The organism is Rhodanobacter sp. FW104-R8, from assembly GCF_001617365.1.
GTDB lineage: Bacteria > Pseudomonadota > Gammaproteobacteria > Xanthomonadales > Rhodanobacteraceae > Rhodanobacter.
In genome coordinates this window covers 95,847-108,335 of sequence record NZ_LVJR01000027.1, presented here as the reverse complement: position 1 = coordinate 108,335, position 12,489 = coordinate 95,847, and the positions used below count along the sequence as shown (strand labels likewise).

The following is a 12,489-nucleotide window of genomic DNA, read 5'->3' as shown; positions in this document are numbered from 1 at the left end:
CTCACTTCTCTACTCTCACTCCTGACTTTATGCATTGCCCCTTCTGCCAGCACGAAGACACCCGCGTGATCGATTCGCGGCTTACCGAGGACGGTGCCAGCGTGCGTCGTCGGCGGGAATGCGAGCAGTGCGGCGAGCGCTTCAACACGTTCGAGACCGCCGAACTCAAGCTGCCGACGATCGTGAAGAGCGGCGAGCGGCGCGAGACGTTCGACGAGCGCAAGCTGCGCGTCAGCTTCGAGCGTGCACTGCAGAAGCGGCCGGTGGCCAGTGACGCGGTGGACGCCGCGGTACGCGCGATCATCAACGACCTGCGCCGCAGCGGCGAGCGCGAGGTGCCGTCGCGCCAGCTCGGCGAGCTGGTGATGCGCGAGCTGAAGAACCTCGACCAGGTCGCCTATGTGCGTTTCGCTTCGGTCTACCGCAAGTTCGAAGACGTGCATGCGTTCCGCGAGGAGATCGAGAAGCTGGAACGCGACCTGCCGGGGCTGGCCGATCTGCAGTTGCCCTTGCTCGGCGGCGGCAAGCGCGAAGGCAAATGACGCGGTGCCTGTAGGAGCGCACCCTGTGCGCGAATGATGTCGCCGCAACGCAAGTTTTTCGCGCACAGGGTGCGCTCCTACAAAGGTGCGGCAGCGTGACCGACTCTTATTCGGCTGTTGATCACACCCACATGGCGCACGCCCTGCGCCTGGCCGAGCGCGGCCTGTACACCACCCAGCCGAATCCGCGCGTGGGTTGCGTGATCGCGCGCGGCGACGAGGTCGTCGGCACCGGTTTCCATCAGCGTGCCGGCGAACCGCATGCCGAGGTGTTCGCGCTGCGCGAGGCGGGCGAGCGGGCGTGTGGTGCCACCGCCTACGTGACGCTTGAGCCGTGCGCGCACCACGGGCGCACGCCGCCCTGCGCCGATGCGTTGATTGCCGCCGCCGTCGGGCGGGTGGTCATCGCGGCAGAGGACCCGTTCCCGCAGGTCGACGGCCGCGGCATCGGCAAGTTGCGCGCCGCCGGCATCACGGTCGAATCGGGCCTGATGCGCGAGGCCGCGCGTGAGTTGAACGTCGGCTTCTTCAGCCGGATCGAGCGCGGCCGCCCGTTCGTGCGGGTGAAGCTGGCGATGAGCCTGGACGGCCGCACCGCTCTCGCCAACGGCGAGTCGAAGTGGATCACCGGCGAGGCCGCGCGCGCCGACGTGCAGCGCTGGCGCGCGCGCAGCTCGGCGATCCTCAGCGGCTGCGGCACCGTGCTCGCCGACGACCCGCGGTTCACCGTGCGGCTGCCGCAGGACGAGGAGTTCACCCCGCCGTTGCGCGTCGTGCTGGACCGCCAGCTGCGCACGCCGGCCGGCAGCCATGTGCTGGACGGTTCGGCGCCGACCCTGCTGCTGCATGGTGTGGCGGCACCATGCACCGATGACCGTTTTGCCCGGGTCGAGCGGGTGGTGCTGGCCACGCAAGGCGACGCGCTCGACCTGCGCGCCGCGCTGGCCCTGCTGGCCGGGCGCGGCTGCAACGAAGTGCATGTCGAGGCCGGTCCGACCCTGTGCGGCGCCTTGTTCGCCGCCGGCCTGGTCGACGAACTGCTGCTCTACGTCGCCCCGCTGCTGCTGGGCGACAGCGCGCGCCCGCTGCTGCAGCTGCCCACGCTCAGTGACATGGCGCGGCGCTGGCAGCTGCAGGTGGTCGATCAGCGCATGCTTGGTGCGGACTGGCGGCTGCACTGCGTCCCGCCTGATTCGTTCAGGTGCGCGCCGTGAACGCTGCATTCGCCATGGCAGCACGCGAGCCGGTGCCGTGGCGGTGCTAGACTTCGCCAGCCGGCCATGCCGGCAAACATTACATAGCGTCTTCAGGGCGGGGTGAAATTCCCCACCGGCGGTAGGTTGAAGGGCCCACGTCCGACAACGAGCCCGCGAGCGCTCACGGTGGTCGCCGTGAGGTCAGCAGATCCGGTCGAATGCCGGAGCCGACGGTTGGAAGCGGGCAACTGCTTCCTCACAGTCCGGATAAAGAGAAGACGGCAGGGCGGGTGGCTTCGTTGCCGCACGCCTGGCCTCATGCCTCGAGGCGTACTCGCCTTCAGCTTTATGCGGGAACGATGCATGAAATCCATCGTATTTGCACGGTCCATCACCCTCCGTCCGGAGGTGCGCTGATGTTTACCGGCATCATCCAGACCGTGGGCCGCGTCGCGCGGCTCGAACCGCGCGGCGGCGACGTGCGCCTGCATGTCGATACCGCCGGCCTCGACCTTGCCGACGTGCAGCTGGGCGACTCGATCGCGGTCTCCGGCGTGTGCCTCACCGCGATCACGCTGGAGCCGCGCGGTTTCAGCGCCGACGTTTCCAACGAGACGCTGTCGCTGACCTCGCTGGGCCAGCTGAAGGCCGGCGACCCGGTGAACCTGGAGAAGGCGCTGCGCCTGGCCGACCGCCTGGGCGGCCATCTGGTTTCCGGCCACGTCGACGGCCTCGGCAAGGTGGTGTCGATCACCCCGGACGGGCGCTCGCAACGCTGGACGTTCGAGGTGCCGGCGGCGATCTCGCGCTACATCGCGGCGAAAGGCTCGGTCTGCATCGACGGCACCAGCCTTACCGTCAACGAGGTCGCCGGGTCACGATTTGGCGTCAACCTGATCCCGCACACGGTCGAACACACCGCGTTCCACGCGCGCCGCGCGGGCGACGCGGTGAACATCGAGGTGGACGTGGTGGCGCGCTACATCGAGCGGCTGCTGTCGCATGGCGAGGCGCCGCGTATCGACGAGGCGTTCCTGAAACAGCACGGCTTCGCCTGATCTTTTGCCCCTCCCCCTGCGAAGCAGGGGGAGGCTGGGAGGGGGTAACGCTTTTGATTTGACAGATCAGATCAAAGGCGGACCCCACCCCAGCCCTCCCCTGCTTTGCAGGGGAGGGAGCACAACCCTCAAGGAACTCCCATGGCTTTCAACACCATTCCCGAAATCCTCGAAGACATCCGCGCCGGCCGCATGGTGGTGATCCTCGACGACGAGGACCGCGAGAACGAGGGCGACCTGATCATGGCGGCGCAGATGGTGCGGCCGGAGGATGTCAACTTCATGGTGCGCGAGGCGCGCGGCCTGCTGTGCCTCACGCTCACCGAGCAGCGCACGCGCCAGCTCGGCCTGCGCCCGATGGTCAGCGACAACACTTCGGCCTACCACACCAACTTCACCGTCTCGATCGAGGCGGCCGAAGGCGTCACCACCGGCATCTCGGCGCACGACCGCGCGCGCACGATCCAGGTGGCGGTTAAATCCGACGCGAAGCCGCAGGACCTGTCGCAGCCGGGCCACATCTTCCCGCTCACCGCGCAGCCGGGCGGCGTGCTGACCCGTGCCGGGCACACCGAGGCCGGCTGCGACCTGGCCGCGCTGGCCGGGCTGGAGCCCTCGGCGGTGCTGATCGAGATCCTGCACGAGGACGGCTCGATGGCGCGCCGGCCGGAACTGGAGATCTTCGCGCAGAAGCACGGCCTGAAGATCGGCACCATCGCCGAGTTGATCCGCTACCGGCTGGAAACCGAGAAGACCGTGCAGCGCGTGCATGAAGAGGACGTGGACACCGAGTTCGGCCCGTTCCGGCTGGTGGCCTACCGCGACGCGATCCGCCACGGCCTGCACTACGCGCTGGTGCGCGGCAGGGTCAACGACGGCGCGCCGGTGCTGACCCGCGTGCACGTGCGCAATACGCTGTCCGACGTGCTGCACCTCAAGCGCGACGACCTCGGCCTCACCGTGACCGCGGCGCTGCGGCGCATAGCCGACGAGGATCGCGGCGTGCTGCTGGTGCTGTCCGGCGAGGACACGCCCGAGGCGCTGCTGGCCCGGCTCAACCGCCAGCCCGGCAAGCAGGCGCCGGAAGAGGCGCAGCAGCAGGAATGGCGACAGCTCGGCCTCGGCGCGCAGATCCTGGCCGACCTCGGCGTGCACCGCCTGCGCGTGCTCGGCACCCCGCGCAAGATGGTCGGCCTGGGCGGCTTCGGCCTCGAAGTCGTCGAATACGTCTGAAACCATCTCGCTGCGTAGGGCGGGCACTGCCCGCCGCTCTACGAGACATGTGGGAAATGCAAAAGCCGGCGGGCAGTGCCCGCCCTACGACAGGGCTGGCTCCGGAGCCCCCCTTCCTGGCCATGGTTGCGCCACGCCACTGTCGCATAATCCAGCTTTCCTCCGCCGACCAGAGCCATGCCCGCAACCCGTATCCGCCTGATCGCCCCCTCCGGTTACCCGCACGATCGCGCCGCGATGGCGCGCGGCGTGGCCCGGCTGCGCGAGGCCGGTTGCCGGTTGAGCGGCCTGGAGGTGCTCGATCGCAGCGAGCAGCGCTACGCCGGCAGCGACACGGAGCGGGCGGCCGACCTCAATGCGCTGGCCACGGAGGACGAACTGCCGGATATCGCGCTGGCGATCCGTGGCGGCTACGGCGCCACGCGCCTGCTGGCGCAACTGCATTACGACGCCTTGCGCGAACGGCTGGGCGGCGGCAGCACCTTGCTGGTCGGCCACAGCGACTTCACCGCCCTGCAGCTGGCGCTGCATGCGAAGAGCGGCCTGTGCACGTTCAGCGGCCCGATGCTGGGCGCCGACTTCGGCGCCGAGACGCTCAGCGAATTCACCTGGCGGCATTTCTGGGGCACCGTGCGTTCCCCCTCGACGCAGGTCGAGTGGGCCACCGCGCCCGACGCCGAACTCGACGCCGAGGGGCCGCTGTGGGGCGGCAATCTGGCGGTGCTGTGCAGCCTGGTCGGCACGCCGTATTTCCCCGGCATCGATGGTCGCGGGATCGACGGCGGCATCCTGTTCGTCGAGGACGTCGGCGAGCCGCCGTTCCGGATCGAGCGGATGCTGTACCAGTTGCACCTGTCCGGCGTGCTGGGGCGCCAGCGCGCGCTGCTGCTGGGCCACTTCAGCCAATGCCGCCCCAGCGGCTACGACAACGGCTATGACCTGGCCGACAGCTTCGCGCAGATCCGCCGGGCCAGCGGCATGCCGGTGCTTGGCGGCCTGCCGATCGGCCACGAGCCGGACAAGTTCACCCTGCCATTCGGCGCGCCGGCGCGGCTGAAAGTCGCTGGCGGCAAGGCGCAGTTGAGTTTCAGCGGATACCCGCATTTGCCGCCTCGGCCTTGACGTCCCGTCCCCGCCTCCGCGCTTCCGCTCCTCCCCCTGCAGGGCAGGGGCGGCTGGTTTTAGGTGAGGGGGTAGCTGCGGACTGGCGAGCAAGATCAAAAGCAACCCCTCCCCAACCCTCCCCTGTGAGCAGGGGAGGGAGCCGAATGAGCATGAGGGCGGCCAAACCCGTAAAATGCCCGCTCTGCATGGGCCGCGCGTCCACCCGAGGAAATCCGCAATGAAGACCATCGAAGGCGATTTCGCCACCCCGAAAGGCCGTTTTGCCATCGTCGCCGGCCGTTTCAACGGCTTCGTCGTCGAGCCGCTGGTGGCCGGCGCGCGCGATGCGCTGGTGCGCCACGGCGTGAAGGACGACGCGATCGAACTGGTCCGCGTGCCGGGCGCGTGGGAGATCGCGCTGGCCGCGCACAAGCTGGCGAACTCCGGCAAGTACGTGGCGGTGATCGCGCTGGGCGCGGTCATCCGCGGCGCCACCCCGCATTTCGACTACGTCGCCGGCGAATGCGCCAAGGGCCTGGCCCAGGCCGCGTACGGCTCCGGCGTGCCGGTGGCGTTCGGCGTGCTGACCACCGACAGCATCGAGCAGGCGATCGAGCGCGCCGGCACCAAGGCCGGCAACAAGGGCGCCGATGCCGCGATCGCCGCGCTGGAAATGGTCAACCTGTACGGGAAGCTGTGATGCATCACGCCCCGCAAGGCCTCGACCTGGCCGCGCGCTCGCGTGCCCGCCGCCGCGCGCTGCAGGCGCTGTACGCATGGCAGCTTTCCGGCAGCCACATGAACGCGGTGATCGAGCAGTTCCGCCATGAGCAGGACATGGAAGTGGCCGACCTCGACTACTTCGAGGACCTGCTGCACGGCGTGGAGAAAAACGTCGATGCACTGGACGCCAGCCTGCGCCCGCACCTCGACCGCGAGGTGGCGCAGGTCGATCCGATCGAACGCGCCGCGCTGCGGCTGGCCGCGTACGAGCTGAAGTTCCGTCCCGACGTGCCGTATCGCGTGGTGATCAACGAGGCGATCGAGGTCACCAAGCGCTTCGGCGCCGACCACGGCCACAGCTACGTCAACGGCGTGCTGGACAAGCTGGCCGGCGAACTGCGCGCGGTCGAGAAGCGCGGCTGATGCCCGGCGCCGCGGGGTCGCCGGGCGGGCAAGTGCCGGAAATCGAGACCGCGCGGTTGCGCCTGCGCGCGCACCAGGCCGGCGATCACGCCACCTGCACCGCGATCTGGTCGGACCCCGAGGTCACCCGCCACATCGGTGGCCGCCCGTTCACCGCCGAGGAAGTGTGGAAGCGCCTGCTGCAGTATCGCGGGCTGTGGAGCCTGCTCGGCTACGGCTACTGGGCCATCGAGGAGAAGGCCAGCGGCCGCTACGTCGGCGACGTCGGTTTCGCCGACTTCGCGCGCGAACTGCAGCCCTCGCTGCGGGGCATGCTGGAGTGCGGCTGGGTGCTGGCGCCGCCGGCGCACGGCAAGGGCTATGCGAGCGAGGCGGTGGCGGCGATCGCGGCCTGGGCCGAGGGGCAGTTTCCCGAACGGCGCGTGGTATGCATCATCGCGCCGGAAAATCAGGCGTCGATCCGGGTCGCGGAGAAAGCCGGCTTCCGCCTGTGGCAGCCGTCGACCTACCACGACAGCCCTACCCTTGTGTTCAGCCGCTGACCTTGCATTGGGGGGTTCCCGATGGAATTCGACCTGATCGAACTGATCCGCCGGCATACCGCGCAAGCGCGGGACGACGTGCGCGTCGGCATCGGCGACGACGCCGCGGTGCTCGCGGTACCGGCCGGGCAGGAGCTGGCGGTGGCGATCGACACCCTGGTCGAGGGCGTGCACTTTCCGCGCGGCACCACGCCGGCCGACATCGGCTGGAAGGCGCTGGCAGTGAATCTTTCCGACCTCGCCGCGATGGGCGCCAGCCCGGCCTGGGCGCTGCTGGCGCTGACCATGCCTAGCGCGGACGCGGCCTTCGTCGAGGGTTTTGCCGAGGGTTTCGCGAAACTGGCGCAGCCGCACCGGCTGGCCCTGGTCGGCGGCGACACCACCCGCGGGCCGTTGACGATCAGCGTGGCCGTGCACGGCTTCGTGCCGCCAGGCCACGCGCTCACCCGCGCCGGCGCGCGGGCCGGCGACGCGGTGCTGGTCACCGGCACGCTGGGCGATGCGGCCGCCGGCTTGCATGCCGTGCAGCATCCGCCGCGCGACGACGACCGCACCGGGCTGCGCGGCTTCCTGATCGAGCGGTTGAACCGGCCGACGCCGCGACTCGCCGCCGGCACCGCGTTGCGCGGGCAGGCCACGGCCTGCGTCGACGTCTCCGACGGCCTGCTCGCCGACCTCGGCCATATCTGCACCGCCAGCGGGGTCGCGGCGGAGATCGAGGCCGCGCTGCTGCCGCGCTCGTCGGCGCTGCTGGAGCTGCACGACGACACTACGGCGCTGCACTTTGCCTTGAGCGGCGGCGACGACTACGAACTGTGCTTCACCGTGCCGGCCGCCCGCGTGGCCGAGCTGCAGGCCGGCCTGGCCCGGCTCGGCTGCGGCGCCACGAAGATCGGCCGCATCGTGGAAGGCGAGGGCGTGCGCGTGCGTGCCGCCGATGGCTCGCGGCTGGCCACGGATCGACCGGGCTGGGAGCATTTCGCGTGAGCGCAAAAAAGAACCTCGGCACGGAACAGCGGCGCGCCCTGCTGGCCACGCCGGCCGGCTGGCTGGCCTGCGGATTCGGTTCGGGCCTCGCGCCGGTGGCGCAGGGCACGTTCGGTTCGCTGGCCGCGCTGCTGCCGTGGCTGCTGCTGCGCCAGCTGCCGCTGCCGTTCTACCTGCTGGTGGTCGTGGCCGGCTTCGCGATCGGCGTGTGGGCCTGCAACGTGGCCGGCCGTGCGCTGGGCGTGGACGACCATCGCAGCCTCGTGTGGGACGAATTCATCGGCCAGTGGATCGCGCTGTTGCCGTTGCTGATTCCCGCGCTGCTGCCAGCCAGCGGATTCGCGTGGTGGATGGTGCTGGCCGGCTTCGTGCTGTTCCGCCTGTTCGACGTATGGAAGCCGTGGCCGATCCGCTGGCTGGACCGGCATCTCAAGGGTGGCCTCGGCGTGATGATCGACGACTTGGTCGCCGGCATCTTCGCCGCGGTCGTGCTGGCGCTGGGGCTGTAACTGCAGCACTGACGGTCGTATCAGTGTTCGGGGCGGGTCGGTCTGCCCGCGGCTCCGTCCAGGCAGCCCAACCCGCGCAGAGTCGCCTCGATCGCCTGGTCCAGGTCCGTATGGGGTTCCGCTCCGAGCAGCGCCACCAGTCTGCGGTTGTCCAGTTGCAGCGGCAGTTGCCACAGGTAACGCATCTCGCGCAGCTCGCGGAACAGTGCGACAAACGGTGCGGCCAGCGTCACCAGCCACCACGGGAAAGCGCGCAGCGGCAGCTCCGGGTGGCCGGTCGCACGCCGGATCGCGTCGGCCATGGCTTGGCCATCGACCCAGTGGCCGCCGAAATGGAAGCGCTCGAACGCGGCCAGTGCATCCTCCCGTTCCAGCAGGCGCGCCACGGTCTCGCCGACATCGGGCAGGTAGGCCCAGGCATGGCGCAACCCGGGGTCGCCTGGATAACTGATGGCACGCACCGGCCGCCCCGGTTTCACCAGCGCCGCAAACCAGTTGTTGCGGGCGTGGGGGCCGAAGAAATCGCCGCAGCGCAGGATCAGCGTGCGCACGCCGTCGGCCGTCGCCTGCTGCAGGCGGCCTTCCATTGCCACCCGGATTGCACCCTTGCGGGTCAACGGATGCTGCGGCGAATCCTCGTGCAGCAGCGGCAGTGCATCTGGCCCGTAGTTGTAGACGTTGCCAGGCAGCACGATGCGCGCGCCGGTGGCGCGCGCGGCAGCGAGGGTGTGCTCGAGCATCGGCAGGATCAGCTTGTGCCAGTCGCGGTAGCCCGGCGGATTGACCGCGTGGACGATCACGTCGACGCCATGCGCCGCCTGCGCCACGTCGGCGGCATTCATGACGTCGCCGGCGTGCCATGCGATCTGCGCCGGCAACCCCGGTCGGGAAGCGTCCCGGACCAGGGCGCGTACCTGCCAGCCGCGGCGCAACAGCGCCGCCGCGATCTCACCGCCAGCGCCGCCGGTGGCGCCCAGTACCAAGGCCTTGCGTGCCGTGTTCATCGCGTTCTCCGGTTGAAAGTGGCCCAGTATGAATGTCGTGGGCGCGAAGGAAAATCCGCGATGGACGAGCTTTCCTGTATGGGGGCGTGGCCACCGACGAGCGGCGGGCGCCGTTCGCCGCGGGAATGGGTTCGATCGGCTACGCCTGCAGCACGATGCGATAACGCGCCTTGCCCGCTTCCAGATGGGCGAGCGCCTCGTTGACCTTGCCCATCGGAAACATCTCCACCTGCGGGCGGATGTCGTGGCGGGCGGCGAAATCGAGCATGCGGGCGATGTCGACCGGCGAGCCGGTGGGCGAGCCAGAGACTTCGCGCTGCTTGCCGATCAGGCTGAACGCCGGCACCGGGATCGGTTCCAGCACCGCGCCGACCACATGCATGCGGCCCTTCGGCGCGAGGGTATTGAGCAGGCCGTTCCAGTCCATCGGCACGTTGACGGTGACCAGCAATAGATCGAGCGAGCCGGCGATCGCCTTGATCGCGGCGCTGTCGCGGCTGGCGACCACGTGGTGCGCGCCGAAGCCGCGCGCCTCGCCGGCCTTGGCCGTGGTGGAGGTGAACGCGGTGACCTCGCAGCCCCATGCCGCGGCGAACTTCACCGCCATATGGCCGAGCCCGCCGATGCCGACCACGCCGACCCGCGCGGTCGGTTCGATGCCGTAAGCGAGGAACGGCTTCAGCACGGTGATGCCGCCGCACAGCAGCGGGCCGGCGCTGGCCAGGTCGATGCCTTCGGGCAGCGGAATCGCCCACGCCCAGTGCGCGCGCACCTTGTCGGCGAAGCCGCCGTGGTGGCCGCCGATGGTCGCCACCGACTGCGCGCACAGGTGCTGGTCGCCGGACAGGCACTGGCGGCAGTGCATGCAGCTCCCCGCGGTCCAGCCGATGCCCACGCGCTGGCCGACCGACAATCCCTTCGCCTGCGCGCCCAGCGCGGCGACCCGGCCGACCACCTCGTGCCCGGGGATGAACGGATAGCGCGAGCCGCCCCATTCGTTGCCGATCATCGACAGGTCGGAGTGGCAGATGCCGCAATAGTCCACCGCCACCTCGACTTCCTCGGGACCCAATTCGCCCACGTCGAACGTGGCCAGCTTCAGCGGTTGACCGGCCGCGCTGGCGGCCCAGCCCGTGATCGATGACATGGCGAACTCCGATGGTGGGGGGAGCACAAGATTACGCCGTTGTATCGCGCGCGTGGATTGGACATGCTGGCGGTCTTTCCCGTCACAGGAGCATCCCCATGCTGTACCGCCGCCTCGGCACCTCCGGCCTGCAACTTTCCGCGCTGTCGTTCGGCGCCTGGATCACCTTCGGCCGGCAGGTGGGGCGTGCCCAGGCGCGCGAGCTGCTGGCGCTGGCGCACGACCGCGGGGTGAACTTCTTCGACAACGCCGAAACCTACAACAACGGCGTGGCCGAGCAGGTGATGGGCGACGTGCTGGCCGACCTGCGCTTTCCGCGCGACAGCTACTGCGTCTCCAGCAAGGTGTTCTTCGGCGCGCATGACAAGCCGCTGCCGACCCAGCGCGGGCTGTCGCGCAAGCACGTGATGGAAGCCTGCCACCAGGCGCTGCAGCGCCTGCGCGTGGATTACCTGGACCTGTACTTCTGCCATCGCCCCGATCCGGATACGCCGATCGAGGAAACCGTGGCGGCGATGGATACGCTGGTGCGCCAGGGCAAGGTGCTGTATTGGGGCACCAGCGAGTGGCCGGCCGAGGCGATCCACGAGGCGCACCGGATTGCCCGCGAAAACCACCTGTATGCGCCGGTGATGGAGCAGCCGCAGTACAACCTGCTGCACCGCGAGCGGGTGGAGGTGGAGTACGCGCCGCTGTACGAGGCCTACGGCATGGGCACCACGATCTGGTCGCCGCTGGCGTCCGGCCTGCTGAGCGGCAAGTACAACGACGGCGTGCCGGCCGACTCGCGGCTGGCCCAGCCCGGCTTCGAGGGGTTGCGCGAGGATGTGCTGGGCCACGGCGACGAACGCCTCGGCAAGGTGCGCGCGCTGCAGCCGAGCGCCGCCGAGCTGGGCACCAGCCTGGCGCAGCTGGCGATCGCCTGGTGCCTGCTCAATCCGCACGTTTCCACGGTGATGCTCGGCGCCAGCAGACGCGAGCAGCTGGCGCAGAACCTGGATGCGCTGGAGCTGCTGCCACGGCTGGATGCGGCGGTGGCGCAGCGGATCCGGCAGGTCGTCGAGGCGGGCTGAGGGAGGAGGGCAGTTGACACTTAAATGATAATCATTATCATCTAAGGTGTCACCGCTTCCACTGGATATTCCGATGCCTGTCCTGTCCCTGCGCCAACCGCCGTCGCCACGCTCGATCCGGCGGCCGGCAGCGCCGCCGCCGGCCGCCGCGATGGCCAGACGCGTTTCCAGCCATGCGTTGCTGGAGGGTGAACGCGAACTGGTGATCCAGCATCAGGGCAGCGAGTACCACCTGCGCCTGACCCGCAACGACAAGCTGATCCTGACCAAGTAGCCCGCCGGTCGGTTTCCCTGGCGCCGTGGGCGGTGGCCCGCGCGTCTTTCCCGGGCCTGGGCGCTTCGCCGGCTCGTGTCGCTGGAGGCAGGCGATGTTCACTCCCTGGTGGCGACAACGGCGGGCATGCTGCCCGCAGGCTTCCGGCACGGCCCCCTGCCGGCGCTGGCTGCGGATCGCGCCGGCGTCGCTGGTTGCGGCGCTGCCGGCGCTCGACAGCGTGCTGTACATGCCGCTGGCGGCGCGTGGGCCGGAGCTGTCGGCGCTGCCGCGCGGCCTGCTGGCGGAAACGCCGCAGCTGGCCCCGCTGCTGCGGGTGCGCTGGCTGATGGCAGTCAGCGTGATTGCGGTGGACGGGCCGCACGAATGGATCGACGGCCTGGATCGCACCGGCCAGCCCTGTGTGCGCCTGCACCTGCTGCCGGACACCGACTACCTGGGCTGGGATCGCCTGCTGGCTGGCGGCGAGCCGGCGGCTGCGATGCCGCGCACGCCGCACCTGCAGGCGGTCGATGCGTACCCGCTGCGCTTCCATCGACGCCGGCTGGCGGGCCTCGACGTGCTGCGCGGCGAGCTGGCCGCCGGGCTGTCGCCGCTGGGCCGTCAGCTGGCCGGGCGAATCGCCTACGTGCATACCGGGCAGCGCGATCGGCAGTTCCGCTAGCCGCGGTTGT

General features: G+C 69.7%; 15 protein-coding genes and 1 riboswitch. Of the genes, 13 read left to right on the top strand and 2 right to left on the bottom strand.

What is annotated here, in order from left to right:
• Window positions 1-29: 29 nt before the first annotated feature.
• From nrdR to RHOFW104R8_RS08670, 10 genes are all read left to right on the top strand, one after another.
• Window positions 30-542 (top strand): transcriptional regulator NrdR, encoded by a 513-nt coding sequence (gene nrdR / locus RHOFW104R8_RS08715; RefSeq protein WP_068093155.1) that lies wholly within the window; start codon window positions 30-32, stop codon window positions 540-542.
• A 131-nt stretch (window positions 543-673) separates the two neighbouring features.
• The gene (gene ribD, locus RHOFW104R8_RS08710; RefSeq protein WP_068093158.1) at window positions 674-1,756 is read left to right on the top strand and encodes a bifunctional diaminohydroxyphosphoribosylaminopyrimidine deaminase/5-amino-6-(5-phosphoribosylamino)uracil reductase RibD; all 1,083 of its coding nucleotides are present in this window, start codon (window positions 674-676) and stop codon (window positions 1,754-1,756) included.
• An 84-nt stretch (window positions 1,757-1,840) separates the two neighbouring features.
• Window positions 1,841-2,022: riboswitch (FMN riboswitch) on the top strand.
• A gap of 132 nt (window positions 2,023-2,154) precedes the next feature.
• Window positions 2,155-2,796 carry a riboflavin synthase gene (locus RHOFW104R8_RS08705; RefSeq protein WP_068093161.1) on the top strand — a complete coding sequence of 214 codons (642 nt, stop codon included), beginning with the start codon at window positions 2,155-2,157 and terminating at the stop codon, window positions 2,794-2,796.
• Between the two features lie 141 nt (window positions 2,797-2,937).
• Window positions 2,938-4,029, top strand: a complete 1,092-nt coding sequence (gene ribBA / locus RHOFW104R8_RS08700; protein ID WP_068093163.1) for a bifunctional 3,4-dihydroxy-2-butanone-4-phosphate synthase/GTP cyclohydrolase II — start codon at window positions 2,938-2,940, stop codon at window positions 4,027-4,029.
• A gap of 177 nt (window positions 4,030-4,206) precedes the next feature.
• Window positions 4,207-5,151: a muramoyltetrapeptide carboxypeptidase gene (ldcA, locus tag RHOFW104R8_RS08695; protein WP_068093168.1), complete on the top strand. Its 945-nt coding sequence runs from the start codon at window positions 4,207-4,209 to the stop codon at window positions 5,149-5,151.
• Window positions 5,152-5,371: 220 nt separating this feature from the next.
• Window positions 5,372-5,833, top strand: a complete 462-nt coding sequence (ribE, locus tag RHOFW104R8_RS08690) for a 6,7-dimethyl-8-ribityllumazine synthase (protein WP_068093170.1) — start codon at window positions 5,372-5,374, stop codon at window positions 5,831-5,833.
• The gene (gene nusB, locus RHOFW104R8_RS08685; RefSeq protein WP_068093172.1) at window positions 5,833-6,279 is read left to right on the top strand and encodes a transcription antitermination factor NusB; all 447 of its coding nucleotides are present in this window, start codon (window positions 5,833-5,835) and stop codon (window positions 6,277-6,279) included. Before ribE ends, nusB begins: the two co-directional genes overlap by 1 nt.
• Window positions 6,279-6,821 carry a GNAT family N-acetyltransferase gene (locus RHOFW104R8_RS08680; protein WP_068093174.1) on the top strand — a complete coding sequence of 181 codons (543 nt, stop codon included), beginning with the start codon at window positions 6,279-6,281 and terminating at the stop codon, window positions 6,819-6,821. Before nusB ends, RHOFW104R8_RS08680 begins: the two co-directional genes overlap by 1 nt.
• Window positions 6,822-6,842: 21 nt before the next feature.
• Window positions 6,843-7,808: a thiamine-phosphate kinase gene (gene thiL / locus RHOFW104R8_RS08675; protein WP_068093177.1), complete on the top strand. Its 966-nt coding sequence runs from the start codon at window positions 6,843-6,845 to the stop codon at window positions 7,806-7,808.
• Window positions 7,805-8,317 (top strand): phosphatidylglycerophosphatase A, encoded by a 513-nt coding sequence (locus RHOFW104R8_RS08670; RefSeq protein ID WP_068093180.1) that lies wholly within the window; start codon window positions 7,805-7,807, stop codon window positions 8,315-8,317. Before thiL ends, RHOFW104R8_RS08670 begins: the two co-directional genes overlap by 4 nt.
• A 20-nt stretch (window positions 8,318-8,337) precedes the next feature.
• Here RHOFW104R8_RS08670 and RHOFW104R8_RS08665 read toward each other — a convergent pair whose 3' ends face one another.
• The gene (locus RHOFW104R8_RS08665; RefSeq protein WP_068093183.1) at window positions 8,338-9,321 is read right to left on the bottom strand and encodes an NAD-dependent epimerase/dehydratase family protein; all 984 of its coding nucleotides are present in this window, start codon (window positions 9,319-9,321) and stop codon (window positions 8,338-8,340) included.
• A gap of 139 nt (window positions 9,322-9,460) precedes the next feature.
• On the bottom strand, window positions 9,461-10,468 hold the full coding sequence (locus tag RHOFW104R8_RS08660; protein ID WP_068093185.1) for an NAD(P)-dependent alcohol dehydrogenase: 1,008 nt from the start codon (window positions 10,466-10,468) through the stop codon (window positions 9,461-9,463).
• A gap of 98 nt (window positions 10,469-10,566) precedes the next feature.
• On the opposite strand from RHOFW104R8_RS08660, the gene RHOFW104R8_RS08655 reads away from it, so the two are divergent.
• The 3 genes from RHOFW104R8_RS08655 to RHOFW104R8_RS08645 all read left to right on the top strand — a co-directional run bounded on the left by RHOFW104R8_RS08655 (window position 10,567) and on the right by RHOFW104R8_RS08645 (window position 12,479).
• Window positions 10,567-11,541, top strand: coding sequence for an aldo/keto reductase (locus RHOFW104R8_RS08655; RefSeq protein WP_068093187.1), 975 nt, complete (start codon window positions 10,567-10,569; stop codon window positions 11,539-11,541).
• Between the two features lie 73 nt (window positions 11,542-11,614).
• The gene (gene hemP, locus RHOFW104R8_RS08650; protein WP_063089564.1) at window positions 11,615-11,815 is read left to right on the top strand and encodes a hemin uptake protein HemP; all 201 of its coding nucleotides are present in this window, start codon (window positions 11,615-11,617) and stop codon (window positions 11,813-11,815) included.
• 94 nt (window positions 11,816-11,909) lie between these two features.
• Window positions 11,910-12,479: a hypothetical protein gene (locus RHOFW104R8_RS08645; RefSeq protein ID WP_068093189.1), complete on the top strand. Its 570-nt coding sequence runs from the start codon at window positions 11,910-11,912 to the stop codon at window positions 12,477-12,479.
• Window positions 12,480-12,489: the final 10 nt, after the last annotated feature.

What these genes read in the sequence shown, in the direction of transcription:
- nrdR (WP_068093155.1), top strand. Translation starts at nt 30, where the DNA reads ATGCATTGCCCCTTCTGCCAGCACGAAGACACCCGCGTGATCGATTCG.
- hemP (WP_063089564.1), top strand. Translation starts at nt 11,615, where the DNA reads ATGCCTGTCCTGTCCCTGCGCCAACCGCCGTCGCCACGCTCGATCCGG.
- RHOFW104R8_RS08680 (WP_068093174.1), top strand. Translation starts at nt 6,279, where the DNA reads ATGCCCGGCGCCGCGGGGTCGCCGGGCGGGCAAGTGCCGGAAATCGAG.
- RHOFW104R8_RS08665 (WP_068093183.1), bottom strand. Translation starts at nt 9,321, where the DNA reads ATGAACACGGCACGCAAGGCCTTGGTACTGGGCGCCACCGGCGGCGCT.
- nusB (WP_068093172.1), top strand. Translation starts at nt 5,833, where the DNA reads ATGCATCACGCCCCGCAAGGCCTCGACCTGGCCGCGCGCTCGCGTGCC.
- ldcA (WP_068093168.1), top strand. Translation starts at nt 4,207, where the DNA reads ATGCCCGCAACCCGTATCCGCCTGATCGCCCCCTCCGGTTACCCGCAC.
- ribD (WP_068093158.1), top strand. Translation starts at nt 674, where the DNA reads ATGGCGCACGCCCTGCGCCTGGCCGAGCGCGGCCTGTACACCACCCAG.
- ribBA (WP_068093163.1), top strand. Translation starts at nt 2,938, where the DNA reads ATGGCTTTCAACACCATTCCCGAAATCCTCGAAGACATCCGCGCCGGC.
- RHOFW104R8_RS08660 (WP_068093185.1), bottom strand. Translation starts at nt 10,468, where the DNA reads ATGTCATCGATCACGGGCTGGGCCGCCAGCGCGGCCGGTCAACCGCTG.
- ribE (WP_068093170.1), top strand. Translation starts at nt 5,372, where the DNA reads ATGAAGACCATCGAAGGCGATTTCGCCACCCCGAAAGGCCGTTTTGCC.
- thiL (WP_068093177.1), top strand. Translation starts at nt 6,843, where the DNA reads ATGGAATTCGACCTGATCGAACTGATCCGCCGGCATACCGCGCAAGCG.
- RHOFW104R8_RS08645 (WP_068093189.1), top strand. Translation starts at nt 11,910, where the DNA reads ATGTTCACTCCCTGGTGGCGACAACGGCGGGCATGCTGCCCGCAGGCT.
- RHOFW104R8_RS08655 (WP_068093187.1), top strand. Translation starts at nt 10,567, where the DNA reads ATGCTGTACCGCCGCCTCGGCACCTCCGGCCTGCAACTTTCCGCGCTG.
- RHOFW104R8_RS08705 (WP_068093161.1), top strand. Translation starts at nt 2,155, where the DNA reads ATGTTTACCGGCATCATCCAGACCGTGGGCCGCGTCGCGCGGCTCGAA.